This window comes from Psychrobacter sp. Ps6, from assembly GCF_022129235.1.
GTDB lineage: Bacteria > Pseudomonadota > Gammaproteobacteria > Pseudomonadales > Moraxellaceae > Psychrobacter.
This window is the reverse complement of record NZ_JADQAI010000008.1, coordinates 46,175-69,788: the sequence shown is the minus strand read 5'-3', so window position 1 is coordinate 69,788 and position 23,614 is coordinate 46,175. Positions and strand designations below refer to the sequence as shown.

General features: G+C 43.9%; 20 protein-coding genes and 1 tRNA gene. 6 read left to right on the top strand and 15 right to left on the bottom strand.

Annotation, left to right across the window (positions count from 1 at the left end; genetic code table 11):
- Positions 1-110: 110 nt before the first annotated feature.
- Positions 111-1,733 (top strand): FAD-binding domain-containing protein, encoded by a 1,623-nt coding sequence (locus I3255_RS10155; RefSeq protein ID WP_238038731.1) that lies wholly within the window; start codon positions 111-113, stop codon positions 1,731-1,733.
- Positions 1,734-1,755: 22 nt separating this feature from the next.
- On the opposite strand, the gene I3255_RS10150 is transcribed toward I3255_RS10155, so the two are convergent.
- On the bottom strand, positions 1,756-2,487 hold the full coding sequence (locus I3255_RS10150) for a DUF4230 domain-containing protein (RefSeq protein ID WP_238038730.1): 732 nt from the start codon (positions 2,485-2,487) through the stop codon (positions 1,756-1,758).
- 578 nt (positions 2,488-3,065) lie between these two features.
- Between I3255_RS10150 and I3255_RS10145 the strand changes: the two genes are divergently transcribed.
- Positions 3,066-4,784 (top strand): proline--tRNA ligase, encoded by a 1,719-nt coding sequence (locus tag I3255_RS10145; protein WP_238038729.1) that lies wholly within the window; start codon positions 3,066-3,068, stop codon positions 4,782-4,784.
- 112 nt (positions 4,785-4,896) lie between these two features.
- On the opposite strand, the gene queF is transcribed toward I3255_RS10145, so the two are convergent.
- Positions 4,897-5,766 carry an NADPH-dependent 7-cyano-7-deazaguanine reductase QueF gene (gene queF / locus I3255_RS10140; protein ID WP_238038728.1) on the bottom strand — a complete coding sequence of 290 codons (870 nt, stop codon included), beginning with the start codon at positions 5,764-5,766 and terminating at the stop codon, positions 4,897-4,899.
- Positions 5,767-6,046: 280 nt separating this feature from the next.
- Between queF and I3255_RS10135 the strand changes: the two genes are divergently transcribed.
- Positions 6,047-6,922, top strand: coding sequence for a DMT family transporter (locus I3255_RS10135; RefSeq protein ID WP_238038727.1), 876 nt, complete (start codon positions 6,047-6,049; stop codon positions 6,920-6,922).
- An 11-nt stretch (positions 6,923-6,933) separates the two neighbouring features.
- Here I3255_RS10135 and I3255_RS10130 read toward each other — a convergent pair whose 3' ends face one another.
- The 6 genes from I3255_RS10130 to I3255_RS10105 form a co-directional block, all read right to left on the bottom strand.
- A complete protein-coding gene (locus I3255_RS10130; RefSeq protein WP_238038726.1) occupies positions 6,934-7,710 on the bottom strand; it encodes an ABC transporter ATP-binding protein in 777 nt (258 codons plus the stop codon).
- 45 nt (positions 7,711-7,755) lie between these two features.
- On the bottom strand, positions 7,756-9,024 hold the full coding sequence (locus tag I3255_RS10125) for an ABC transporter substrate-binding protein (protein WP_238038725.1): 1,269 nt from the start codon (positions 9,022-9,024) through the stop codon (positions 7,756-7,758).
- A complete protein-coding gene (locus I3255_RS10120; protein WP_238038724.1) occupies positions 9,021-10,058 on the bottom strand; it encodes an iron ABC transporter permease in 1,038 nt (345 codons plus the stop codon). Before I3255_RS10120 ends, I3255_RS10125 begins: the two co-directional genes overlap by 4 nt.
- Positions 10,059-10,365: 307 nt before the next feature.
- The gene (locus tag I3255_RS10115; RefSeq protein ID WP_057762348.1) at positions 10,366-11,139 is read right to left on the bottom strand and encodes an ABC transporter permease; all 774 of its coding nucleotides are present in this window, start codon (positions 11,137-11,139) and stop codon (positions 10,366-10,368) included.
- Positions 11,140-11,168: 29 nt separating this feature from the next.
- Positions 11,169-12,131 (bottom strand): ABC transporter ATP-binding protein, encoded by a 963-nt coding sequence (locus tag I3255_RS10110; RefSeq protein WP_238038723.1) that lies wholly within the window; start codon positions 12,129-12,131, stop codon positions 11,169-11,171.
- A 299-nt stretch (positions 12,132-12,430) separates the two neighbouring features.
- The gene (locus tag I3255_RS10105; protein WP_238038722.1) at positions 12,431-13,087 is read right to left on the bottom strand and encodes a c-type cytochrome; all 657 of its coding nucleotides are present in this window, start codon (positions 13,085-13,087) and stop codon (positions 12,431-12,433) included.
- Between the two features lie 352 nt (positions 13,088-13,439).
- On the opposite strand from I3255_RS10105, the gene I3255_RS10100 reads away from it, so the two are divergent.
- A tRNA-Arg gene (locus I3255_RS10100) sits at positions 13,440-13,516 on the top strand.
- A gap of 136 nt (positions 13,517-13,652) precedes the next feature.
- Here the strand turns inward: I3255_RS10100 and I3255_RS10095 are convergent.
- Complete coding sequence (locus tag I3255_RS10095) at positions 13,653-14,015, bottom strand: hypothetical protein (RefSeq protein ID WP_238038721.1); 363 nt, start codon at positions 14,013-14,015, stop codon at positions 13,653-13,655.
- Positions 14,016-14,050: 35 nt separating this feature from the next.
- Here I3255_RS10095 and I3255_RS10090 point away from each other — a divergent pair, with 35 nt between their 5' ends.
- Positions 14,051-14,851, top strand: coding sequence for an NAD-dependent deacylase (locus I3255_RS10090; RefSeq protein WP_238038720.1), 801 nt, complete (start codon positions 14,051-14,053; stop codon positions 14,849-14,851).
- Positions 14,852-14,953: 102 nt separating this feature from the next.
- On the opposite strand, the gene I3255_RS10085 is transcribed toward I3255_RS10090, so the two are convergent.
- From I3255_RS10085 to I3255_RS10070, 4 genes are all read right to left on the bottom strand, one after another.
- Positions 14,954-15,952 carry an adenosine deaminase gene (locus tag I3255_RS10085; protein WP_238038719.1) on the bottom strand — a complete coding sequence of 333 codons (999 nt, stop codon included), beginning with the start codon at positions 15,950-15,952 and terminating at the stop codon, positions 14,954-14,956.
- Positions 15,953-16,152: 200 nt separating this feature from the next.
- Positions 16,153-16,677 carry a TPM domain-containing protein gene (locus I3255_RS10080; protein WP_238038718.1) on the bottom strand — a complete coding sequence of 175 codons (525 nt, stop codon included), beginning with the start codon at positions 16,675-16,677 and terminating at the stop codon, positions 16,153-16,155.
- A gap of 138 nt (positions 16,678-16,815) precedes the next feature.
- Positions 16,816-18,006 (bottom strand): TPM domain-containing protein, encoded by a 1,191-nt coding sequence (locus I3255_RS10075; protein WP_238038717.1) that lies wholly within the window; start codon positions 18,004-18,006, stop codon positions 16,816-16,818.
- A 117-nt stretch (positions 18,007-18,123) separates the two neighbouring features.
- The gene (locus tag I3255_RS10070) at positions 18,124-18,750 is read right to left on the bottom strand and encodes a LemA family protein (protein WP_186475055.1); all 627 of its coding nucleotides are present in this window, start codon (positions 18,748-18,750) and stop codon (positions 18,124-18,126) included.
- A gap of 1,019 nt (positions 18,751-19,769) precedes the next feature.
- On the opposite strand from I3255_RS10070, the gene I3255_RS10065 reads away from it, so the two are divergent.
- Positions 19,770-21,308: an alanine/glycine:cation symporter family protein gene (locus I3255_RS10065; protein ID WP_238038716.1), complete on the top strand. Its 1,539-nt coding sequence runs from the start codon at positions 19,770-19,772 to the stop codon at positions 21,306-21,308.
- A gap of 228 nt (positions 21,309-21,536) precedes the next feature.
- Here I3255_RS10065 and I3255_RS10060 read toward each other — a convergent pair whose 3' ends face one another.
- Positions 21,537-22,157, bottom strand: a complete 621-nt coding sequence (locus I3255_RS10060) for a fasciclin domain-containing protein (protein ID WP_238038715.1) — start codon at positions 22,155-22,157, stop codon at positions 21,537-21,539.
- Positions 22,158-22,573: 416 nt separating this feature from the next.
- Complete coding sequence (locus tag I3255_RS10055) at positions 22,574-23,128, bottom strand: fasciclin domain-containing protein (RefSeq protein WP_201599130.1); 555 nt, start codon at positions 23,126-23,128, stop codon at positions 22,574-22,576.
- Positions 23,129-23,614 lie beyond the last annotated feature (486 nt).

Genomic DNA, 23,614 nt, shown 5'->3' with positions numbered 1-23,614 from the left:
GAGAAATTGTTACGCAAACGGCAAAGCCATTGCATCCAAAAACTTATCCTAGCATACTTTTATGCTCAGTTTTGTTTATGATTGCGATTGATTAATATAGGGATACTTTGATGTCAAAGACTACTAACAACAATGGTAGCAATAATAAAAACAATGACAGTAGCGATAATGACAGTCCGTTGCATTACTTGATGTGGTTTCGTCGAGATTTACGTATTCATGATAATACCGCATTGGCAGCACTGTGCGAACGTGCTAATGAAGACAATGCATCGGTATCCGCCATATTCTTTTTGACGCCCGAGCAGTGGCAACAACATGACACCTCTCTAGTACAAGTCGATCATATTGCCCGTACATTACCTATACTAGCAAAGGATTTGAAATCACAACTGAATATCACTTTAACGGTACAGCTCTGTCCAAGCTTTTCTGACTGTATAGAGACTCTGACTACTTTGTGTCAAGATCATAATATCAGCTGCGTCATGGCTAACCATGAATACGAAGGCAATGAGATTGATCGTGACGAGCAATTGTGTGAGCAGCTTGCAAAGGACGACATCGAGTTTGTCCGCTGGCATGACCAATGTATCTTGCCACCGCTGAGTATCACGACCAATGACGGCGATAGTATGTATAAAGTCTTCACGCCATTCTATAAAAAATGGCGACATACGCTAGACGTTAGCACCATTCAAATGCATGACGCACCAGCAGTCGACTGCGATGATAAAATCGAGCTAAAAGCATCGAAAAATAGTGCCAATACAGTTGACGATATCAAAGCCCTCAGTAAAGAAATGTTTAGTGATTATCAAAAGACGCTACAAAAAGAGGACTCGTTACAGCATATCGATATGAAAGCCCAACTCACTGCCGCAAGAGATGCCTACCCTGCGGGTGAATCGGCTGCTTGCCAGCGCTTAGATGAGTTTGTCGATGATGATATCAATGACTATGATGTCAGCCGTGATGTGCCGCACCTGCATGCCACCAGTCAGCTATCCGCTTATCTCACTATAGGCACCATTAGCCCTCGGCTCTGCTATCTACAAGCCAGCAAAGTACAAGAAAAGCTACACGGTAATGATGGCGATAATGAAGATATTGACCGTTGGATAAGCGAGCTTGCTTGGCGAGATTTTTATCGTCATGTACTGGTCGATAAGCCAAATCTGATTCGCCATAAAGCGTATAAAGAAGACACTGACACCAAAGTTAGTTGGTCATATGATAAAGAGGATTTTAAATCATGGTGCACTGGCATGACAGGCGTACCACTCGTTGATGCTGCGATGCGCTGTCTGAACGCTACTGGATTTATGCACAATCGACTGCGTATGGTCACGGCAATGTTTTTGACCAAAGACTTGTTGATTGATTGGCGCTTGGGTGAGCGCTACTTTATGCAGCAGCTCATCGATGGGGATTTTGCCTCCAACAATGGCGGCTGGCAATGGAGCGCATCAACAGGTACTGACTCAGCACCCTACTTCCGTATTATGAACCCCTTTAGCCAAGGCAGCACTCATGATAAAAAAGCGATCTTTATCAAAACGTGGCTACCAGAACTAAAAGATACCCCCGCGAGCACTTTGCATAGTGAGGATAAAATGCGCAAAGCATTGGCAAAGGGTGGAGAGTTCGCCAATGTGGACTACCCTGCGCCGATGGTCGAACACAAATCAGTCCGTAAACTGGCGATTGCTGAATTTAAAAAAGAAGCTTAAGTTTAAGAAAACAACTAACAGACTAGCTGCTAGTACTTGCAGGCAATTGACATGCGCCTGCACCCTGCGTGTTGACCGTCACGACAGCACCTGTCAACGCAAACAGCTGCTGCAATTGCGTTTGAGCATTTTGCAGCGCCATATTCATGACATCTCCTCGGCAGGCACGCTCTAGCACTTCTTTTTTTGCCATCGTTTGTGCTTGCGCCAATATCTTAGGATCGACTTGCATCATGCCAAAAGCGCCTGTCTGCCAGTCATAAATCTCGATATCATCTAAATATACTGAAAATATCTCTGTGGGCGGTAAGGTAATATTGATTTGTGGCATGGTTGAAATGGGTATATTACTATCTACTTGCGCTTCATCGGCTTGAACAGGCTGTACCACTTGTACCATCTCAGGTGTCAAGGCACTCAGATCAACCCCTGCTTCGACGCGGCCATGAGCGATGAACAGCGCTTTTTGTTCATCTTGCCACAACTTCATCCAACTCCCCGGACGCTCACTCGTAATCACCGTATCAACGCTGAACGCGACGGTATGTAATCTGTTTAATTGCTGGATTTGTGTGACCACGCCTTCTCGAGTGATGGTTTCTATCGGTTCTTCTTCTGTGATTTTTTGCGCGCTATATATAGCAAAAACGATGGCTGCTAAGCCAATGAGTAATATTACCCAAGACATCGTGGCAATAGGCTGCTTCGCTGGCTTGTGTGTGCCATTAGTATTGTTCATATCAGGACTACTCATAGAAGTTACCTTTATAAGAATGCATCGTTTTTCAGATGACCAACGATTTTATATAATTAAAACAAATGCTTAACCTATAAATGTGACTATTGTGCAGTAAATTCAAGTAATGGCTACCAATCTTCTACATAATGAGCAAACTAAGCCATCTCTAAAATGTAAATTATGTTCACCTTAAAATCGTATAAATAACTCGATTATTCGAGTCTCATCTCAGCCTTTATATAACGTTCGGTCTGAAAAGACAAAAAGTCATTGCGTCTTAGGCGAACTTTACCTAACATAGTCAGATTGTATGTATAAAATGTCAGTCTTTTAGCATTATCAGGCTTTTGCCCTGAATATATTGCATTTCGGCATGTTCATACCTCAAATCAAATTTGCCTCTCTTGTTTACTGTTATAAGAGTGGTTCTTACTAATGTGCTTTTTTATATCAGCACGTGAGTAACTAGGAAATACCCTAGATTATTGCTAAGTGATAAAGGTAAGCTTGCGGCGGCAATGAAACGATTAGCCATACGCTCAACATCCTACTATTTCTTATTTTTTTATCGTTGATAAGGTTACGCTTTATTTATGAAAGCCAGTCAATTTTTATTTGCCACATTAAAAGAAACCCCAAGTGATGCCGACATCGCCTCAAGCCAATTGATGGTGCGTGCTGGTCTTATACGCAAGATTGCTTCTGGATTGTATATTTGGTTGCCCATGGGTCTACGTATTTTGCAAAAGGTTGAGCGCATCGTTCGTGAAGAGATGCAAAACATCGGCGCACAAGAGTTGCTGATGCCGATGACGCAGCCTGCTGAGCTATGGCAGACCAGCGGACGCTTTGAAGACTACGGCCCTGAGCTACTGCGCTTCAAAGACCGTCATGATCGTGACTTTGTGCTGGGTCCAACGCATGAAGAAGTCATCACCAATCTGGCAAAAGGCGAGCTACGTAGTTATAAGCAACTACCGATTACTTTCTTTCAGATTCAAAGCAAGTTCCGTGACGAGATTCGTCCACGCTTTGGTGTAATGCGCGCACGCGAATTCACCATGAAAGATGCTTACTCGTTTCATATCGATCAAGCCTCACTTGCCGAGACTTATCGAGATATGTACGACGCCTATACTCGCATCTTTAGCCGTTTGGGTTTTGACTTTCGCGCGGTACAAGCGGATTCAGGCTCTATCGGCGGCTTTGCCTCACATGAGTTTCATGTTTTGGCAGACAGTGGCGAAGATGACATTGCCTTCTCCACCATCTCTGACTATGCGGCCAATATTGAGCTTGCTGAAGCCATCAGTACAGGCGAGCGTCAGCCTGCGACCCAAGAATTAAGCAACGTTGATACCGTTAATATGCCAACCTGCGAAGCAGTTGCTGAGCATTTAGACATTCCGCTTGCCACCACCGTGAAAACCTTGATTGTTAAAGGTCATACGCCAGAAGGTGAAGAGCAGTTGGTTGCGCTGGTACTGCGTGGCGATCATACGCTCAATGATATCAAAGCGGAAAAAATCGAAGAAGTAAACACGCCGCTGACTATGGCGAGCGAAGAGGAGCTGAAAGCCGCAGGACTACTCAAAGGCTATATCGGTGTCGATCTAGATATCCCTGTGTTCGTCGATCGCGCAGCGGCTATTCTCTCTGACTTTGTCGCTGGTGCCAACGAAGTCAACAAACACACAACCGGAGTCAATTGGGATCGTGACGCGCACATCACGCGCATCGTTGATATCCGCAACGTGCTCGAAGGCGACGCCTCACCTGATGGTCAGGGAACCCTACAAATCAAACGCGGTATCGAAGTTGGTCATATCTTCCAGTTAGGTGATAAGTACTCACAAGCACTTGGCTGCAGCGTCTCAGGCGAAGCTGGCAAACCTGTGACCTTGATGATGGGCTGCTATGGTATCGGCGTCAGCCGCATCATCGCTGCTGCCATCGAGCAAAACCACGATGATAACGGTATCATGTGGCCACAAACACCTGATGTAAAAGACTCACTTGCGCCTTTTGAAGTAGCTATCGTACCGATGAAGTCAAAAGAAGAGACGGTCATGCAGACTGCCACTGAGCTTTATGAAACGCTAAAAGCAAAAGGCGTCAATATCCTACTGGACGATCGTAACGAACGCCCAGGAGTGAAGTTTGCTGATTTAGAGTTGATTGGTATTCCACACCGTATCGTCGTGTCTGATCGCAACATCGCTGAAGACAAGTACGAATATGTCAATCGCCGTGACGGTGAAAAAGAGTTGCTCAGCCGTGACGAGCTACTGGCAAAACTTGGCTGTGAGTAAATCGCAGTCCAAGCATGACATGTCAATAAACTGAATGTCAGTGTTTGATTTGATGCATAAAAAAGCGCCTATCCCATTTGATGAGATAGGCGCTTTTTTTACGAGTCATAAACTATTGGCGAATCAGGCGACTCGGCGCGGGCAATAGTGCCATATCGCTGACACGGCAAGGATTGATATCAATACCGCCGCGGCGTGTATACCATGCGCGAACCATCAACTCACTTGGCTTATAATGCTCGCTCAAATCTGCAAATATCTGCTCAACACACTGCTCATGAAAGCCGTTATGCTGACGGAAACTCAATATATAACGTAGCATATTTGCGTTGTTAAAAGTCTTGTCAGTCGTTATCGACACAGCTAGTGTACCCCAATCTGGCTGATTGGTCACAGGGCAATTACTACGCAGCAGATTAGAATAAAACGCATAAGGCTGATTGCTGTTATTTGCCAAAATCTCACTGCTCGCTTCTGTTTCATCATTACTCAACAGTGATGCATCCGGATGCTCAGTTAACGCGATTTTTCCCGTGCTACCTGCCAATGCGTCATCAATACAAATACCTGTTGGCTGAGCAATCAGCAGGCTTGCTGCATCATTCAGCGCAAATAATTCCACCTGTACTTCCGCTTGCAAACAGGCTGACAAGTCTTTAGCGATCAACGCTTGGACGTCATTCCAACTGGCGAACTCAGTAAAGTTGATACTGTTCAAATATAGCTTGAGCGATTTTGATTCTACGATAAAGGGCGAGCTGGCAGGAATACTAAACCGCGCCATCGCCACTTGCGAAATGCCTTGCAGATTTAACCAAGAGATCTCGAATGCCTGCCACCAATCTACGCCGACCGTTAGTTTGTTAGCGTGCCAACCAATCGCATCACGTCCCATGCTACGTGCAATAGGATATAGCGTCTCTGGGCTATACTCAGTCGGATAATCGGTGGTTTGTTCTCCTAAAATACCATGAATACTCATAAACGGCCCTGACTACTAAATAAGTTGCTAAATAATGTACGTAATATTGATAGATCGCTATTTTACCGCAATTGGCCTATCTGTGTGCGCCTTTTGTATGCTTGCGGCTGTCACCGCCTTAGCCAATGAGGATAAGCCGACATTCCCTTTTATTTTTTGATTTCACATCAGTAAATACTGTCTTACCTAGTTCAGATACCACCCTTATTGATGCTCTAAATTAATCAAAAAGCATATCACGTGGAATGGTACAATTGCCTCTTTTTGCTTATCGCTACTTATGATAAAAAGAATCTCTTTAGGCTCAGGCTGGATGGTTATTGCGTCATTCTTGTTTGCCACGATGAGTATTTTGGTCAAAAACGCCGCCACTCACTTGCACATGAATGAATATGAACTGGCTTTTTGGCGCTCCTTGTTGCCTGCCTTAGTTATTTTTGGCACGACCCTTGCGCGAAAAAAAACCCTTAAGACGCCATTTTTTTGGGGCCATATGCAGCGTAGTCTGGCAGGCACGACGGCATTATTACTGGCGTTTTATGGCTTAGGCCATTTACCGCTCGCAACGTCTGTGACGCTGAACTACACCTCTGTCGTCTTTATTGCCTTGCTGTCTATTTTTTGGCTCAAAGACAAACCATCGCTTAAAACGTGGGGCGCGCTACTACTGGGATTGGCTGGTATTTGTTTGATGTTAAAACCTGCCTTCGCTTCCGACAGACTGTTAGAAACTTTGATTACGTTAAGTGGCGGTATTTTTACAGCGTTTGCGCTGCTACAAGTGCGAGAGCTATCCTTGATGGGTGAGCCTGCGTGGCGAATTGTGTTTTACTTTTCGGTAGTGGCGACCGTTGTCTCAGCCATAGCGGCGACATGGTTTGGCTGGAGTGCTTTGACGAGTGCGAGTTTGCCTTATATCATTGGTATTGGGGTGGCAGGGCTACTGGCTCAATTGGCAATGACACATGCTTATCACGTGGGGCAAAAATTTACGGTCGCGTCACTGTCCTACTTAACTGTTGTGTTTTCCGCGGCTTATGGGGTCATCTTTGCCGGTGAAAGCATTGGCTGGATAGAAGTTTTTGGTATTGTAGCGGTCATCTTTGCAGGGGTAATCAGCAGCTTGCCTGACAAAAAAGCCGTTAAGCTTTCTTAATCAGGCATGATTCAGACGCCAGTAAGCTGCTTGCGATATGGATGAATCACAGGCAAGCCTTGATGACTGGTCAAAATCTCAATATCCACGTGATACACTTGGCGTAAAATATCGGATTGTAATACGGCGCTTGGCATACCCTGAGCATGAATGTGACCATCAGCCAACAGTAAAACTTCATCTGAGAATTGAGCAGCTAGGCTCAAATCATGCAACACCATAATACAAATCAGTTGGTGCTGCTGAGTATAATGGCTCACTTTGTCCAATAGATTGATTTGATGTGCCATGTCCAGTGCTGAGACAGGTTCATCGAGCAGCAAAATCTTGGGGCGGCGCAGTAAGGCTTGAGCAAACATCGCCAGTTGCCGCTGTCCGCCACTCAATAAGTGGATCGGACGATGTGCCAAATGAGAGATATTCAGCTCTGCCAATAATTCGACCGCTTCTGTTAATAACTCATCACCAATATGACGGCTCAAGGCGTCCATGCGTCCGAGCAACACCACTTCAAGGGTAGTTAGCTCAGCGTCAGTGTGACTGTCTTGCGGCATATAGGCAATGGGTTTGCGCCATGTATTGAGATGGGCTTTGCTCTGCGCTTTGCCCTGATAGTCAATAGTGCCAGAAAAAGCCAACTCGCCAAAAATCGCCTTGAGCAAACTCGACTTACCTGCCCCGTTTGCTCCCAAAATGGTGTAAATCTTGCCCGATTCAAACTGGGCATCAATCTCCCTAGCAACGGTGTGCGAGCCATATTGGATGGTTAAACGGTTAAGCTTGAGCATAGCGACTTCTTCTATCAAATTATCAAAAATAGGGCACGTCTCTACTTAAGCAAATAAACTGCTAAACCAATTCATAAGCTTAGTAAACCACGACACATTTTCAGTTACGTTTTCAGACATATTGGCAGCAGGATCGGCTTGGGTCGCAGCGGTTGATGCGTTGCCCTGATCTTTTGCTTGAACGTTAGCATTGTCATCACAAACACTTGCTCCACAGCCTAGCTGGATGAAGAACGTACCATTAGGCTTGACTGGCAAATACTTTTCGTGAAAATCCATGTAGGTTTTTTCAGGGTCGACATCAGCAAATGCTGTAGGGTATAACGCTTTTGCCATAAATTGGGCGGCTGCCAAATCAGATAACGAGCGCGACGCCGTGTGATAAATGCCATATACGCGGTTATTCTTCACTGCGGGTAGATTCTCCCAACCACTGCGGGTGGTAAAGCCTTTTAGGCGACGCTGGGCTTCATCAGTTGGGATATCGATGCCCATTGCCATCGCATTGGGCTGCTTCATGCCCACTTCGGTGCCTGAGATCATAATAACATCAGGTTTACTCACCAAAACTTGTTCTGGGTTAATGATGCCCCAGTCTTCGATGAAGGGTCTACTGATATTATCACCACCTACCGTGTCTGCAATCGCGCCCCACATGTTTTTACCAAAGGTGAAGCTATGCTCTTGCGGACCTTTATCACCAAACTCCATATAGATTTTGGGCTGAGGTAGGGCTGCAGCTTGTACGCGTTTCTGGATGTCTGCGATGCCGTCAGCATATTCTTGCGCCGCTTGGTCAGCGCGTTGCTCGCTACCTGCCAATTGTCCAAAAATCTCGGTGCTTTTGACATGGTTTTTTACCGTTTGGTCATTATAATCAACCACGACAACTGGAATGTTTGCTGCTTCAAAACGCGGCATTTCGGCCTTTAGGGTGTCATATTGCCATTTTGCTAACACCACCACATCGGGCTTCATTGCCAAGGTTTTTTCGAAAGAAAACGTGCCTCTATCAATATTGCCAATATCGCCAATGCTATTTAGATTTGGTAATTTTTCGCTATATAATTCCCAACTACCCGGATTAAAATCTTCCCAAAACTCTCGTGAAATACCCACTACCTGCCCAAATTTTTCCGAGCCTGTCGCCGCAATATAATCAGGATAATAGAATCCCAACACCACGCGCTTGGCAGGCACATCGACTTGAACGTCTCGTCCTAGCACATCGTTGATGGTTTTGATTTCTGCATGAGCAGTTAACGTTGATAACATTAAACCTACTGCCACTGTCCCGCAAATCCAGTTTTTCATCGTTTAGTCCAAATAATCCAGAATAAAAAGGGTACACCCACAAACGACGTGACAATCCCAACCGGAAACAATGCGCCTGGTACAATCACTTTCGATAACACCGATGAGAATGATAAAAACGCTGCGCCTGCGAGCATGGTCGCGGGCAAAAAGTAACGCTGGTCTTCACCAACGAGCAACCGCGCTACGTGCGGTGCCACCAAACCGATAAAGCCAATCACCCCGACAAAGCTAATCGCTGTTGCCGTCATCATCGCCACTAAAATCAAGGTTTTAATACGCAAGCGCGTGATATTGACACCAAGTGCTGATGCCCTCTGTTCGCCCAATCTTAGCGCGGTTAATTTCCAATTGTCGCGCATCAATAAGGCAATGCAAATGCCACTGACGACAACGACCACCGATACATTGGACCAAGTAGATTTGGTTAAACTACCGAATAGCCAAAACAAAATTTGCTGGGAGATCTCAGCTGATGCGGTAAATTGCACCAATGACAATAGTGACTGAAAAATAAATAACAGAGCGATACCCACTAATATCAGTGTAGCAGCCGCAAACTGTCGCAATGACGCAAACAAAAACAGCACCGCCGAGGCGACCATCGTCATCGAAAACGCTCCAATAGGCACAGCATATTGTAATGGCAAACCAAAACTACCAAACGCAATGACTAAGGAAGCGCCAAATCCTGCTGCTGCCGCAAGCCCTAACGTATAAGGACTTGCCATCGGATTATTGAGTAGTGTCTGCATCTCAGCACCACCAGCACCGAGTGACGCCCCTACTAGCAAAGCCATAAACGCAATAGGCAGGCGCAAATCATAAACGATGGTATGTGAGGTATCATCCACACCGCTTAGCTGCAATAGCGAGCTAATCACTTCTCCCATCGGCAGCATGGAAGGCCCAGTCATCACATCCAGCACCAGACCCACGACACACGCTACCGCAAGTGCCAATAACACCAATCGGCGTTTCGATTCTATGCGACGTTGCTGTCGAATGATTTGTTCGCTGACTGATTGGGTCATTTAGTGTCTCAATTACCAAGGTAACCGGAAGCTACCTTTTGTCTTAAAAAATGAGAAGTATAATGCTAATGAGGACTATTCGCAATTAATAGCTTATCTTTCTGCTGATCAACCCCTGCGTTTATATAACAAGTGTCATTTTATTCAAAAAAAACGGATAGGTATGATAGGACTGATTCTTTCTTTTATCACAAAAGAAATGACCAAGACCTACACACCTATCCGAAAAATAATGCGACCAAATTGAGTAAGAAAAAAGACAAGGCGTCAAACGACTGATAATCAGCAATTTAGACGATAAAGCACACTATAAACGCACGCGCGAACCGTTACTGAGCAAGCGATAAGCAATGGTATAAAATATTGCACAGAATACAAAAATCGCTGCCATCGAATACCAAACGTTGACATCAGAATAGCCAAGAATACCGTAGCGGAATGAGTTGACCATATAGACGATAGGATTTAATAGCGAGATATTTTGCCAAAATGGTGATAAGTTTTCCATCGAATAAAACACACCGCCCAAATAGGTCAGCGGAGTCAATACAAAGCTTGGAATAATAGAGATATCATCAAATGAGCGCGCAAACACCGCATTGATAAAACCGCCTAGTGAGAACAAAATAGACGTGCCAAGTACGGTAAATACAGTGACAAATAAATGCTCGATACCAAGGTCAGTAAAGAATAACGCGACAATCGAAACAATGACACCGATGGCGAGTCCACGGAAGATACCACCGCTGATATAACCCATCAAAATCGCATGTTTGGAGACAGGTGAGACCAAAAGCTCCTCAATACTAGATGTGAACTTGGCACTAAAAAAGCTCGAGACCACGTTAGAGTAACTGTTGGTAATGATCGACATCATGATCAGACCTGGTACGATAAACTGCATGTAAGGCACACCGCCCATCTCACCCACGCGCGAGCCAATCATTTTACCGAAGATGACAAAGTACAAACTCATCGTAATCACTGGCGGCAATAGCGTTTGCGGCCAAATACGCAGAATACGGCGCACTTCTTTGAACCATATCGTACGAAACGCAATCCACTTTTTACTCAGTGACATTGTTTTATTATGATTGATTAGTTCCTGGCTCATAATCCCGCCTCCTTCATGCTGTCTGCACTTTCAATATTTTTGTCAACCAAGCGCATAAACAACTCTTCTAGACGGTTGGCTTTATTACGCATACTGCCTACTTTGATGCCTTTATTAGATAACTGATCAAAGACACCATTTAATGACTCACCTTCTGTCAAAGTGACTTCTAACGTCTGCTCATCTGGCTGGGAGATATCTGTCACTCCAGTCAGAGCCAATTGCTCGGTGAGCGGCGTTTCTAAATCAAAGACAAACGTCTCTACTGACAACTGTGCCAATAAATCTTTCATTTCTGTATTAATACGAATCTCACCGTGATCCAAGATCGCAATACGTTTACACAACTGCTCGGCTTCTTCGAGATAATGGGTGGTCAATATGATCGTGGTATTTTCTTCGATATTGATCTGCTGCATAAAATCCCACATTGAGCGGCGAAGCTCGATATCGACACCCGCCGTTGGCTCATCGAGAATCAATAATTTTGGCTTATGAATCAACGCTCGGGCAATCATCAAGCGACGTTTCATACCACCAGATAGCTCACGTGATTTGCTGTCGCGTTTATCCCATAGTCCGAGCGCTGTCAGCAACCTTTTTGCGCGTGGTTTGGCTTCTTTTGCTGGAATACCAAAATAACCTGCTTGTGTAATCAAGATATCTTCGACTTTTTCAAACATGTTGAAGTTAAATTCTTGCGGTACAACGCCAAGGTACTGTTTGGCAATCGAAGGGTTCTCTAATAGATCTGTCCCAAAAATATGGACACTACCCGTGGTTGGCTTAAATAGTGAACTGATAATGCCAATCATGGTGGACTTACCTGCGCCATTTGGCCCAAGTAACGCAAAGAACCCACCTTGTGGTACGGTTAAATCAACCCCTTTTAATGCCGAAAACCCATTGTCATAGGTTTTGGACAAGCCTTGGATAGAAAGTGCTGGTACATCAGACATGAAGACCTCTTATTTTTTATCAATTTGTATAAAACACGATTTTAGAATAATAGGCCGTGTTGAACATTCAACTATCATTATCATACTGACCGAGGCCATATAAAAATGTTCAACACGCTCTACTATCTAGAAGATACGGTGTGATCTCATAAAATGAGGCTACTAATCGCAAATTTCAACTGCTTTATATTTGAAGTACCGTATTAATAATACTCATCATAAAAAAGCGCCTATCTCATTACTGAAATAGGCGCTTTATCGATAACTGTTGTAAAAGCCAGCAAAGCCGTTAGCAAAAATTAGCTTGCTTCTGCAACCATATAGTCTACAGCGTTTTGGACTTCTTCATCAGGGATGTCCGCGCCGCCTTTAGCAGGCATCGCATTGAAACCGTTGATAGCATGGGTATATAGCGTATCTTTACCTTTCGCGATACGTGGTCCCCAAGCGCCAGCATCACCAAAGATAGGTGAACCTAACAAACCAGCGGCGTGACAAGTATGGCATACCGCATTGTATACTGCTTTACCATCACGAGGACCGTCACCAGCAGATGGGCCAGATGAGCGTGCTGTTACGTCACATACTTCATCGTCTTCAAAACATACCGTTGCAACAGGTTGAATACGGGCAATCAGATTAGGATACAAAGCAATCAGCTTTTGTACTTGCGGCGTATCTTGCGGAATCGGCTCTTCGTCAGCGGCAGGCGCTGCAGTGGCGGTCTCTTCGCCTTCTGCTGGAGCGGCACCATCAGCAGGTGCAGCGCCATCTGTTGTGTCTGCAGCAGCTTGGGGCTCACCACCTAGCGTTTGCGGTGCCTCTTCTACGACTTCTTGGCCTTCTGCAACATCAGTCACAGTTACAGGCGTATCGACAATATCTTCAGCTTGGCTCACCGCGATACTAGCGATTCCTAGAATGGCAGCTGCCGATAACATAACTACTTTTCTCATTCGTCACGTTCTCTTATTACGTATACAAGGACTAGCACAGCTCGGACATTCTGTCTGTCCTCCTTTGACGACCTCTAAGTCCTCAATAGCAGACAGCCATCCCGCGTGCCAGCGCACTTGCAATCGGTGATTATAAATATGAATTCTCCCCAACATTATAAGGGAAAAGGCAGGTAAATTGCCATGCTTGTTTAATGACTTGGCTGTTTTTTCTTAAAAAACCTCAATCACGACTGTCATTTATTGGCTTTATGCATTTTATTTGTTAGACTAAGCGGTCTTTATTTCTAGGCATCATATGCTGGTTATCATGCGCATCTAAGCGTGACAGTCAGACATATCGTTATCATATGCGCTCGTAGCTCAGTTGGATAGAGTATCGGTCTCCGAAGCCGAGGGTCGTGGGTTCGATTCCCGCCGAGCGCACCAATTACGATGTTTACAACCTCGCTCCATCAATTCCTTAGTACTATTCTAAACTGCTCATACTCATCAAACCTACATGTCAAAATGTTGGCAGTCTTTCTGTGTGCGCATACCTCTAGTGCTCTCATCTATATAAAACTCACTCCGCGTCTTGTAAATTTGCAATCAATTGAGCACGGCTAGGCACACGGTGATAATTAATCACTGGTACCTCACCCAGACGACGCTGACCTTCAGTAATCTTTTTATCAATGGTAATCATCGCGACTTTTTTGCCTTGTTGGCTGATGAGCAAATGCTTTGCCTTACGAGTGACTCGATAACCAGGAAAGTACTGCTTTAGTAATGCGGATGTTTTTTGCAGGGCATCATTCGGTATTGTATTTTTTGACTTGGCACTACCGTGCTTTTCGCCTGCTTTTGCCCCGCGCGATTTCGCCACCAACCATAAGGCCACGATGATGGCGAACAATATGACAAGCCACCAAATTCCGTCTATCATAAGAAAAAATATCCATTACTAACAAGGGTTGGCTCATGTTAGCAGAATTATCACCAGCGGTAATAGCAGAAGTAAAACTTGCGGCAACATTGTTGGCATCGAAACAGCAAGTTTGTATTTTGACAGGGGCAGGTATTTCAGCCGAAAGTGGTATTCCGACGTTTCGAGATAAGCAAACGGGCTTGTGGGAGAATTATCGCGCGGAAGACTTGGCAACCCCTGAAGCATTCACTCGTGATCCAAAGCTAGTATGGTCATGGTATCAATGGCGCAGGCAGATGGTCGCAGATAAAGCACCAAATCCAGCCCATTATGCATTGGCTCAGTGGCAGTATCATGCGCAAACTTCCGATCAGCAAGTCACACTTATCACTCAGAATGTCGATGACCTACATGAGCAAGCTGGTAGTTCGGTAACTCATTTGCACGGTCATCTGTGGCGTAATCGCTGTGGTCAGTGTGATATACCTTATCCAGAACAATCAAGAGCCGCCTATAGCAAGCAAGATACTATACGTTTTGATGATAAGCTGATTACTTGTCCGCACTGTGACGGTTACATCAGACCAGATATTGTGTGGTTTGGTGAAGCACTACCTGTACAAGCATGGCAGACTGCCGAAGAGGCTGCGGCTAACTGTAATGTATTTATCAGTATCGGTACATCAAGCTTGGTCTATCCTGCGGCCAGACTCTCACAGTTAGCCAAGCAGAACGGTGCGCAAGTTATCGAGATAAATCCTGACCCAACACCGAATACTATCGTCGATATCACGCTAATAGAAAAAGCTGGAGTGATTTTGCCGTTACTTATAGAAGAGATTACTGCTTTATAATTGCGACTGCTTATAAATGTCATTATCTGATAAACAATAAAAAGGCTTAACGATTGCTATCAACCGTTAAGCCTTTACTACTAAAAATAAGCTCGCTAAAGCTTATTGCAATGCCGCGTCCACTCTCGCCAAGTAATCTTCTTTTAACTCGTCGCTGATAAATGCCGATTTAAAAGAGTTTTTTACTAACGTAATAACATCTTCTTCTGTTATCGGCAGATTCTCATGCAGATTAATAAAGTTTTGATTCACGTAGCCTTTGAAATAGGCAGGATCATCTGAGTTAACGCTGATATTTAGACCGTAATCCAAAAGCTCTTTGATATTATGCCCTTTGTAATTATCAAAAACTCGCAGTTCGATATTTGAGTTAGGGCACACAGTCAATGGCATCTGCTCATCTTTGAGTCTCTGCATCAGCTCTGGGCTTTTTATCGATTGCACACCATGATCGATTCGATTGATATTCAATAAGTCCAATGCTTCGTAAATATACGAAAAATCAGCCTCTTCACCCGCATGGGCGACCAGTTTAAACCCTTCTTCTTTGGCTTTTTTGAATACGTCTTTGAATTTCGATGGTGGGTTGCCAAGCTCCGATGAATCAAGACCGATACCGATGATGTCCTCTTTATAGTCCAGCGCTTGCTCTAGTGTCTCAAATGCTTCTTCTTGCGACAAATGGCGCAAGAAACACATGATGATACATGAGGTGATGCCGTACTTTTCTTTGCCATCCGCAAGTGCTTCTTTGATACCTGTGATGACCGCTTCAAAAGGCACACCTCGTTCGGTATGTGTCTGCGGGTCGAAGAATATTTCAGTGTGAATGACATTGTCTTCAACACACTTAAGAATATATTCCCACGTCAAATCATAAAAATCATCTTTGGTCAGTAAGACATTCGCGCCGGCATAGTAAATATCTAAAAAACTTTGCAGATTATTAAAGTTGTAGGCGGCGCGCACGTCTTCTACGCTGTCATATGGAATCTCTACATTGTTCTTTTTTGCTAGTCTAAACATCAGCTCAGGCTCTAATGACCCTTCGATGTGTAGATGAAGTTCTGCTTTTGGTAGTTTCTGTATTAAATCAATCATAGTATTCCAATAATGGTGTTATCGAGACGATCTATAGTAAATGTTGCACATTAGGATAATCAAACTGTATATAAGGCATTATCTGTCCCAGAAGAGTTATTTTAACACTAAAAGCATATTGCCTAAAACAAAACCCTTTGACCGTATAGATAGGCTACTTATAAAAGTAGCCTTCTTAATACAACCGTATAAGGCGCGAACTACTTTAAAAATACCACTGTATCAGACAGCTCATTACCTTCTGGATCGTGCTCTAAATGATAATACTGACGTAATACCTGCCCCACTTCATCCAATAAATCAGCCAAGCTCTCTTCTGTCTTTTGGGTAGCAATACCAGATACTGCCTTTTCACACATTGCATTCCATACCGTTGGACTCACATGAGCGCTGATACCTCGGTCTGCGACAATCTCTAGTTGACGCTCGCATATATTGACATAGATCAAAACGCCCGTGTTTTCTTCAGTATCCCAGACGCGATATTCGCTAAACAAATCAATCGCACGCTCACGGCAGTTCATGCGATAGGCCTCTTGGATAGGCAGATGATTTTCTACAATCAAGAACACCTCACCACGATGCCCTCGCTCAGCTCGTGTCACAGCATCTGTTAAACGCGCCTTGGCTTCTGCTGTCAGCCACTTGCTGTGCAGCAAAGGTACAAACAAGACCTGACGCCACCATCGAGCAATGCTAGAAGTTGAAGCGTGGTTTTCTGCCATTATATTTTTCCTCAATTACGTCATTTTTGATGGTTATTTGGGTCTATTTACTGGGACTCTATTTTTGGCTTTTATTAATTTGAGTCTTTACTAATCTGAGCTTCTAATAACTAAGCTGAGCTTTTAATAAATAGACACTTACCATGAGCCACCTGCACCGCCGCCGCCGAAACCACCGCCGCCACCGCCAAAGCCGCCTCCTCCGAAACCACCACCGCCAAAGCCGCCTCCACTGCCGCCGCCCATACCGGGTAAGAAAATCATGCCGCCGCCTCTGCGTCCACCCTTACCGCCGCCGCCTTTGCCACCACCGCCGCCACGTGAGATCAAAAACAGCCATATAAATATCGCCATAATTAATGTCATAAAGAAGCCGCCGCCCAGCGCCAATGAACCCGCAAAAAAGCCGCCTGCCGTGATAATAGAACCAAATACTCGGCCCAATATATTCGTAATAAAGCTACCAAAAATCATCGCCATGATAAATAAGAAAATAGGTGATGGCAGCTCGTCTGAGCTTTGCTGGGCAGTACGTTCTGCAGCTTGTGCATCAGCACGGGCTAAGACTTCAGGATCAGCCGTTAGACGTGCCTTGAGTGCATCTACGCCAGCCAGTATCCCAGCGCCATAGTTGTTTTGCTTAAACAATGGTGTGATATCTTCACGGATGATACGGTTGACTGCCGCATCTGGCAACACGCCCTCTAGACCATAGCCGGTTAGGATATACATGTCACGGTCATTGACCGCGACCACGATTAATAAACCATCATCAATGTCTTTATCGCCCAATTGCCATTTTTCAGCCACTTGTAAGGCATAATCAAATATCGGCAGGCCATTGGTGGTCGGTACGATAACAACCGCCGCCTGTGCTAAACCTTGCTGATAGATATTTCTCAGCTGCGCCTCTAAGCGCTGCTTTTCTTGCGGATTTAAGATATTAGCCTGATCAACGACCGGCTCGTTGAGTATCAATTTATCAGCATCAACGCTTTGGGCGCTTGAGGTTACTGGTGGCTGAGCTGGCGCTTGCGCACTAGCGGTTGCCTCATCATTTGCCGCGCTTTGATTAATAGCGTCATTACCAAGCACCGCACCATTGATGGCGTCATTATTCAGTACTGCATCGTTGATCGCTTCATTGGATTCCCCAGCTTTGGCAATGGCTACTAAGTCTTCGACACTACGGTTTTGTAGATTCGAGGTGCTATCTGTCGCCGCAGCATTATTGCCAGCATCGGTATTGGGCGCAGCATGCAGCACTGATGCACCGCTGACGCTCAGTGTAAACAGTAATGCTGATAAGATTGCTTTTGAATGATTCATCTAATCTCTACCACCTCAAATGACATTTTTATAAATTAATAGACATTAACTAATAGTCATCAGCTAAATAAATAGAGCGGCATACACCGCTCTATTTTTGTATATTTCTAATACTTCCTACTCTGCTTTTGCAGAATCGCCAAAATCAACACTTGGCGCTGTCGAAATGGCATCTTCATTAGCAACGGTAAAGTTTGGCTTGGTATCCATACCAAATACTTTTGCGGTGATATTGGTTGGGAACTGGCGCACAGTGGTATTGTAGCCCTGCACTTCTTGGATATAGCGATTACGCGCGACTGCGATACGGTTTTCGGTGCCTTCTAGCTGAGCCTGTAAGTCTTGGAACAGCGCATCTGATTTTAGTTCAGGGTAACGCTCAGACACTGCCATCAGACGTGACAATGCGCCTGTCATTTGTTCTTGCGCAGCAGCATAACGCTCCATTGCTTCTGGGTCATTGAGCACTTCAGGTGTCACAGTGATGCCGCCCGCACGTGAACGTGCTTCCGCCACTTGGGTGAACACTTCTTGCTCTTGTTCAGCATACTGCTGTACGACTTTGACCAAGTTTGGCACCAAATCGCTGCGGCGCTGATATTGGTTGACCACTTCTGACCATGAAGCCGTTACTTGCTCGTCTTGCGCCTGAAGATTGTTATAACCACAGCCACTCAGACCGACAGTAGACGTCGTTAATAGTGCTGCTAGCAACATCGGCTTCATAATAGATTTACGCGTCATCGTTGTTTCTCCTAATAATGATAAATAACAAATATCTGGTAACACGTTTTTTAATAATTTTTTTGCGCTTATGCCTTCATAATCATCTAACGGTCATATGCGTTCTATATTTTGTATAAAGGCACGCGCTTGTAGCTTTCATATCTACAGACACAACATGAAAAACTACTCATGCATATTGCTCAATCTTATAAGCTACAAGATATACTGCTCATAATGGCGCTATCATGGCGCTTTTACAATTGACCGTTACCAAAACACAACCGCAACTTTCGACTGCTATTTTGTTTTAAAAGCATTCATTTGAGCCAAATATTAATATATAAAACAAAAGTCTACTAAATAACTTACAGTGAATAGATCTAGGTCATTATTGCAGTCAGTTATGAGTGAAATGATGGCATCAAAACAAAACTTATCCGTCCATACACAAAGAAATTTCTAGTAATTGGTACAAAAATATGGCAAATTGCAGTTACGTAGCCGTACGGTTTGAATACATTTGGTAGTGGACTTATAGTTTGATACGTATTAGAGAGTTGGCAGTTATGATGAAAAACAGTTACTCACTCTTAGATACTCCACTAATACATTCAATCCGCCATACCAGCAGTGTAGCCAATCGGGACGGCTCATAGCAAATTGAATACCCTCGTCATGAGGAGTATTCAATTATATAACCGCCTGTTTTATCCGCGGGTTAACTTATAACTCATCTCATTCGTAACGTGATGATAGGACACCGCAGTAGTTGAGGCTGTAGAACAATCAAACACACAGCTGATATTAATGCTATCAATGATAATCGCTATAAAAATAGTCTGTGTCACTGATGAAGCCAAGCGGATAAATACAGACAACTACAGTCCATTCTTGGTGGCTAAGCACGTATGAGACTTAACTAATATAAATATGAGTCGATGCAGATAATTTAACTGCTTAACTTAAATAAGTAAGTTAACCAGTTAATTTACTCCTAGCATACAGAGCCACCTTGAGACAGTACTAGGAATATACATATGGAAGGTTTAGTTAACTTAGTAAACGGAATTATCTGGAGCCCAGCACTGATCTATCTGTGCTTGGGCGCTGGTCTGTTCTATTCCATCTTGACGCGCTTCGTACAGGTGCGTTTGTTCGGTGAAATGATCAAATTGCTATTCAGTGGTAAGTCTAGTACTGATGGTATTTCATCCTTTCAGGCACTAGCCGTTTCCCTCGCAGGACGTGTAGGCATGGGTAACATCGCTGGGGTAGCTGCTGCTATCGGCTTCGGTGGTCCAGGTGCTGTATTTTGGATGTGGATCGTGGCCTTCCTAGGCGCATCTACTGCCTATGTCGAGTCTACCCTTGCACAGATTTACAAAGAAAAAGATGTGGTAACTGGCGAATATCGCGGTGGCCCTGCGTATTACTTTGAGCGTGCCCTTGGTCAAAAGTGGTACGGCATCCTCTTCGCCATTGCTTCTATTTTATCATGTGGTATGTTCTTACCTGGCGTACAGGCCAACGGTGTTATCAGTGCATTCGCACAGTTAATGGGTGAAGGTACGATCATGAACGTGGCAGGCCTAGAAGTCGGATCTATGCGTTTGGTCGGCTTAGCCATCATCTTAGTCGTACTAGGTGTCATCATCTTTGGTGGTATTAAGCGTATTGCAACCTTTACTGAGTTTGCCGTTCCGTTTATGGCAATTGGTTATATTGCCTTAGCCTTAATCATTATGTTCAGTAACTTCAGCTTGATCCCAGATGTATTTGGCATGATCGTTGGCGATGCATTCACTGCACAAGCAGGCTTTGGTGCAGCAATCGGTTGGGGTGTAAAACGCGGTATTTACTCTAACGAAGCGGGTCAGGGTACAGGTCCTCACGCTGCTGCGGCTGCTGAAGTTGAGCATCCATCACAGCAGGGTCTAGTTCAGGCATTCTCAGTATATGTTGATACGCTACTGGTTTGTTCTGCGACTGCCTTTATGATTTTATCTACTGGCATGTACAACATCCAAGGTACCTTACCAGATGGTCAGTTCATCGTACAAAACGTCGCTGCTACTACTGAAATCAACGCCCCTGCCTTTACGCAGATGGCAATGGAATCGGTATACGGTACGTTTGGTAATGCCTTTATCGCAATCGCTGTATTCTTCTTTGCCTTTACAACCATCCTAGCTTATTACTACATCGCTGAAGTAAACGTGGCTTACTTGACACGCTTCCTTGGTCGCGGTGCCAATAAAACAGGTCTATTCTTAGTAAAAGTATTGATCATGGCGATGGTTGCTTACGGTGGCCTTAACTCAGCTGGTTATATCTGGGCAATTGGTGACATTGGTGTTGGCCTTATGGCTTGGCTTAACATTGTTGGTATCCTTGTTATCTTTATCGTGGCTCGTCCAACCCTTACCATGCTTAAAGACTACGAAGCACAACGTAAAGCTGGTGTGGCACGCTACAGTTTTGACCCTGCAAAATTCGGTATCAAAAACGCACCTTATTGGGAAGAGCGTCATCTAGCAGAACAAAAAAGAACGAATGTAGATCCACTACGTAAGTAACATAGATAATATGCACTAACGTAGCTACTGCTCAATTTTATCCAGTATTATTAAAAGCCCGAGGCAATGGTCTCGGGCTTTTTTATTGCAAATAAATAACGCAGATTTTAAGATACCGCTGCTACGCCACCATCTTATAGACACAAAAAAGCCCAGCTTTATCGCTGGGCCTCTTTAATATCATTATTAGCTTATGACAGCTTTATAACAACTGAATTAAAGAAAAACTTACTCAGGCATCAATACTGCATCGATAGTGTGAACCACACCATTGGTTGCCATGATATCAGTACCTGTGATGTTAGCTGTGTTACCAGTCGCATCAGTAATTACGTTGGCATCGCTGATAGAAATAGTCTTGCCGTTAGCCGTTTCGATATCAGTACCATAAGGGATATCAGCAGCTTTCACTTCCATTGGTACTACGTGATAAGGCAATACTTTTTTCAGCAAGTCCGTGTTAGCCAATAACTCTTCTTTCGTTACGCCTAGCTTTTCTAGTACTGGAGCAAATGCATCATCAGTTGGTGCAAATACAGTGTACTTCGTATCTTCCATCAACATTGTGTCAAGACCAGCAGCTTTTAATGCGGCTGTCAAAATGGTTAGGTTTTCGTTGCCAGCTGCTATTTCGGCGATGGTTTGTGTCGCTTCCATGTTCATGTCGTCTGCCATTGGCGCTGCTTCAGTCTCGACCATTGGATCAGTCTCGGCCATTGGCTCTGCTACGACTTCTTCAGTAGTAGCCTCAGGCTCAACCGGGTCTGCGACAGTTTCGGTGTCGTTACATGCTGCTAATGACATGGCTGCTGTGACGACTGCGATAGATAATAGATTCTTCTTTAACATGGGTATTTCCTTTTAAATGATTGGTTGCGTCATGTGTTTAACAGACAGTTACTTTTAATAAATTTAACAGTGACTGATAAATCGTGGATATGACTAAATAACCAGCCATAGTTTTAAGTCCGCTATATCAATAACTATAATTCTAAAGGTTTAATTTTTAATTGATACTTACTTAAGTAGTAGCACTGTATCAATCACGTATACAGCATTATCAACTTGTATACTCGTTATTGCGTTCTTCAAAACACAATTTCGTCTATCTGATGTCTGTAATCATCAAAATTGCTGTAATTTTTATTTCATGCTACATGATTGATTATTAAATACTAAAACAGCCATTATCAAATGATAAACTCATCAAATAATAGCTGTTTACTTAAGCTTCATCACAAATGTAGATGTTATTTCGCTAAAGCTTATTTAGGTAGTAGCACTCTATCGATAACATGGACAACACCATTAGTAGCGGCGATGTCTGTTTTTACGATGTTTGCAGTACGGCCGTTTTCGTCCATTAATTTACCTTGGTTGGTTACCATTAGCGTGTCTTTGCTAGCGGTCATGACGTTACCAGGCTTCACGTCTTTGGCATACATGGCCATGTCACCGCTGATGACATGATAACCTAGTACTTTTCTTAGCATCGCTTTATCAGCAAACAACTGGGCTTTGGTCATGCCTGTTTCTTGTAGCGCTTGCATGAATGCAGCGTTGGTTGGTGCAAATACCGTATAGTGTGCATTCGGATCAGACAGCATACCTGCTAGACCTGCTGCTTGTACCGCTTCTACTAAGACTGAAAAATCAGAATTACTTTGAGCAACTTGTACCACATTCATTTTTGCCATAGTTTGGCTGTGCATTGGCGGTTTCATATCTGCGCTTTTTGCTGGCATCATATTATTACACGCGCTTAGGCCAGCGATAGAGATAGCTAGCGTACCGATAGTTGCAATTTTAGTCAGTTTCATAACATTATCCTTAATGATTGAGTATGTATTTGCTTATTGTCTTACAGGTTAGATTGTCTTCTGATATCAGTTGCTCGTGCTGTCCAATTCTTATCTTTTTGATAAGCAACATCTAGATAGACCAACAGAACAATAATAACTTTTTGCCCATAAGTGACTTATAAGCAAAACTTACAAAGACCTAATTCTTCTGAAATCAAATTAACATGTATGAAACCTTTATCAACCTGCCTTTACGCAACTTTTTGTAGTACAGGTGTAAACTGTGTCGGACTTTTAAGCATAAGCGTTGGCTTTCATTTGCAGAAGCAAAGCTTTGTGTAATCCGTAAGCGAAATGATATTCATTTGTGCACATATTCTTCGTGAAATACAATGTAACGCTATGCTCAGAAGCTCAGTGAATAGGTATCTGCTTGTCTATGGTAAAAGTAGAATGGGCAGTATCCATGTGTGCTATATTTTTCATGCTAGAATAATTCAAATT

Excerpts from the sequence above, each read along its gene's own strand:
- I3255_RS10155 (WP_238038731.1), top strand. The coding sequence starts at position 111 with ATGTCAAAGACTACTAACAACAATGGTAGCAATAATAAAAACAATGAC.
- I3255_RS10150 (WP_238038730.1), bottom strand. The coding sequence starts at position 2,487 with ATGAGTAGTCCTGATATGAACAATACTAATGGCACACACAAGCCAGCG.
- I3255_RS10145 (WP_238038729.1), top strand. The coding sequence starts at position 3,066 with ATGAAAGCCAGTCAATTTTTATTTGCCACATTAAAAGAAACCCCAAGT.
- queF (WP_238038728.1), bottom strand. The coding sequence starts at position 5,766 with ATGAGTATTCATGGTATTTTAGGAGAACAAACCACCGATTATCCGACT.
- I3255_RS10135 (WP_238038727.1), top strand. The coding sequence starts at position 6,047 with ATGATAAAAAGAATCTCTTTAGGCTCAGGCTGGATGGTTATTGCGTCA.
- I3255_RS10130 (WP_238038726.1), bottom strand. The coding sequence starts at position 7,710 with ATGCTCAAGCTTAACCGTTTAACCATCCAATATGGCTCGCACACCGTT.
- I3255_RS10125 (WP_238038725.1), bottom strand. The coding sequence starts at position 9,024 with ATGAAAAACTGGATTTGCGGGACAGTGGCAGTAGGTTTAATGTTATCA.
- I3255_RS10120 (WP_238038724.1), bottom strand. The coding sequence starts at position 10,058 with ATGACCCAATCAGTCAGCGAACAAATCATTCGACAGCAACGTCGCATA.
- I3255_RS10115 (WP_057762348.1), bottom strand. The coding sequence starts at position 11,139 with ATGTCACTGAGTAAAAAGTGGATTGCGTTTCGTACGATATGGTTCAAA.
- I3255_RS10110 (WP_238038723.1), bottom strand. The coding sequence starts at position 12,131 with ATGTCTGATGTACCAGCACTTTCTATCCAAGGCTTGTCCAAAACCTAT.
- I3255_RS10105 (WP_238038722.1), bottom strand. The coding sequence starts at position 13,087 with ATGAGAAAAGTAGTTATGTTATCGGCAGCTGCCATTCTAGGAATCGCT.
- I3255_RS10095 (WP_238038721.1), bottom strand. The coding sequence starts at position 14,015 with ATGATAGACGGAATTTGGTGGCTTGTCATATTGTTCGCCATCATCGTG.
- I3255_RS10090 (WP_238038720.1), top strand. The coding sequence starts at position 14,051 with ATGTTAGCAGAATTATCACCAGCGGTAATAGCAGAAGTAAAACTTGCG.
- I3255_RS10085 (WP_238038719.1), bottom strand. The coding sequence starts at position 15,952 with ATGATTGATTTAATACAGAAACTACCAAAAGCAGAACTTCATCTACAC.
- I3255_RS10080 (WP_238038718.1), bottom strand. The coding sequence starts at position 16,677 with ATGGCAGAAAACCACGCTTCAACTTCTAGCATTGCTCGATGGTGGCGT.
- I3255_RS10075 (WP_238038717.1), bottom strand. The coding sequence starts at position 18,006 with ATGAATCATTCAAAAGCAATCTTATCAGCATTACTGTTTACACTGAGC.
- I3255_RS10070 (WP_186475055.1), bottom strand. The coding sequence starts at position 18,750 with ATGACGCGTAAATCTATTATGAAGCCGATGTTGCTAGCAGCACTATTA.
- I3255_RS10065 (WP_238038716.1), top strand. The coding sequence starts at position 19,770 with ATGGAAGGTTTAGTTAACTTAGTAAACGGAATTATCTGGAGCCCAGCA.
- I3255_RS10060 (WP_238038715.1), bottom strand. The coding sequence starts at position 22,157 with ATGTTAAAGAAGAATCTATTATCTATCGCAGTCGTCACAGCAGCCATG.
- I3255_RS10055 (WP_201599130.1), bottom strand. The coding sequence starts at position 23,128 with ATGAAACTGACTAAAATTGCAACTATCGGTACGCTAGCTATCTCTATC.